The organism is Micromonospora sp. NPDC050795, from assembly GCF_044456785.1.
GTDB lineage: Bacteria > Actinomycetota > Actinomycetes > Mycobacteriales > Micromonosporaceae > Micromonospora.
The window spans coordinates 1-1,813 of sequence record NZ_JBITGE010000102.1 but is presented as its reverse complement, the minus strand read 5'-3'; the positions used below and the strand labels follow the sequence as shown (position 1 = coordinate 1,813).

Genomic DNA, 1,813 nt, shown 5'->3' with positions numbered 1-1,813 from the left:
TGGTGGTGGCGGTGTTCCCTGCGGGGACGGGCCGGGCAGGGACGGCTGCTGCGGGTTGCAGCCGCCATTTGCCGTCGGGGAGCGTGGTCGGGTTGCGGTGCAGGCCGTGCGCGGCCAACGCGGAAACCAACACCGGATCCGGCGCCGCCACCCGCCCCCCGTGGGCCGAGGCGTCCCGCAGTCTTTTCACCAGTTGGCCGATGGAAACAGGGACGCTATGACCGGGCAGTGTCACTGTGGTGTTGCCCGTGATGCGGGTGCCTACCGGCAGACTGTTCAACGCCTGCGCAAAGTCCTGATCGGGCCAGGTGATTCTGGCGCCGCTGGGTAGCAGCCGCCATTTGCCGTCGGGAAGCGCGGTCGGGTTGCGGTGCAGGCCGTGCGCGGCCAACGCGGAAACCAACGCCGGATCCGGCACCGCCGCCCGCCCCCCGGTGGCCGAGGCGTTCCGCAGTCTGCTCACCAGATTGCCGATGGGAACAGGGTCGGGATGACCGGGTAGCGTCACTGTGGTGTTCGGCGTGATGCGGGTGCCTACCGGCAGACGGTTCAACGCCTGCGCATAGTCCTGATCGGTCCAGGTGATTTTGGCGCCGCTGGGTTGCAGCCGCCATTTGCCGTCGGGGAGCGCGGTCGGGTTGCGGTGCAGGCCGTGCGCGGCCAACGCGGCGACCAACGCCGGATCCGGCGCCGCCACCCGCCCCCCGTAGGCCGAGATGGTCCGCAGTGCGTGCACCAGTGAGCCGATGGGAACAGGGTCGGGATAACCGGGCAGCGTCACTGTGGTTCTCTGCGTGATGGGGGTGCCTACCGGTAGGCGGTTCAACGCCTGCGCATAGACCTGATCGGAATTCCTAGGTGCCATCCGGATCTCCTCATCTTTCCGGTACTGGCCTCTCAACGAGCGAAGACAGACACGCGTTCAACAATTCCCCGGGCTTCGCCCCTGATCTTGCAGGGCAGTTGCAAGTTCAGGGGTTGCGTGGCTGGTCGGGAGGTGACCGGTTGGCCCCTATAGAGTATGTTTCTGAACTGTCTGTACGGGTTTGTGCTGGGTGTTGCGGGCGTGCCGGCGGGACATGTGCGGGATGGCTGCCCAGTTAACGATGGTTTCGTGGTGGTCGGGGAGGTGTTCGTAGTCGCGGGCGCACCGGCGTCGGCGGCTGATCCAGGCGAAGATGCGTTCCACGACCCAGCGTCGGGGTTGGACCTGGGTAGCCTTTGCCGGTGGGGCGGGGCACGATCTCGATGGTGCGTCGATGTCGTCGTTGGCCCAGGTGATGAGGTCGCCGTGGTAGGCGCTGTCGGCCCAGATGTGGCGTAAGCCGTGCAGTGCTGCTTCGTGGATGACCGGTCGTGCGCCGTCGCGGTCCTGGTGTTGGCCCAGGGCGTTCGCAAGGTAGAGGTATGTCCGTTTAGTTGATTCCGAGTAGTTGTAGGGATCGGTACGGGTTCCGGCTTTTTCGTCGTAGGGTTTGCGCGATCGAGGTGATGCCGGCCAGGCGGAGCAGGCTGATCGCGGTGTTGCGCAGGGTGGCCAGGGCTCGGGGTGCGTTGCCGGTCCGCAGGCGGCTGGCGTCTTCGCGGTAGGTGGTGTCGCGGATGTGGTGCAAGACTTCGATGGACCAGTGACCGCGGAGCCAGTCGGCGAGTTCGGTGGGTCCGGCCTGCTCGGCGGTGAGGTTGGTGATGGCGTAGACGGTGACGGTGGACCAGCGGTCGGTGGCCGGGTTGTAGCGGCGGCGGCGGTTCCGTAGGGCCTGGATGGCGTGTGGGAAGTCCAGGGCCAGGGGGCCGAGGCAGGTAACGGTCT

At 66.7% G+C, this 1,813-nt stretch carries 2 protein-coding genes and 1 pseudogene; all 3 read right to left on the bottom strand.

The genetic code is table 11. From position 1 onward, the window contains the following. Nucleotides 1–865 (bottom strand): hypothetical protein (locus ACIBEF_RS32360; protein ID WP_396797217.1); only part of this gene is annotated, 865 nt, incomplete at its 3' end. Nucleotides 866–1,012: 147 nt separating this feature from the next. Then, the gene (locus ACIBEF_RS32355; RefSeq protein WP_396797218.1) at nt 1,013–1,261 is read right to left on the bottom strand and encodes a transposase; all 249 of its coding nucleotides are present in this window, start codon (nt 1,259–1,261) and stop codon (nt 1,013–1,015) included. A 310-nt stretch (nt 1,262–1,571) separates the two neighbouring features. Then, a pseudogene (locus ACIBEF_RS32350) lies at nt 1,572–1,691 on the bottom strand (ISAs1 family transposase); the annotation flags it as partial. Nucleotides 1,692–1,813 lie beyond the last annotated feature (122 nt).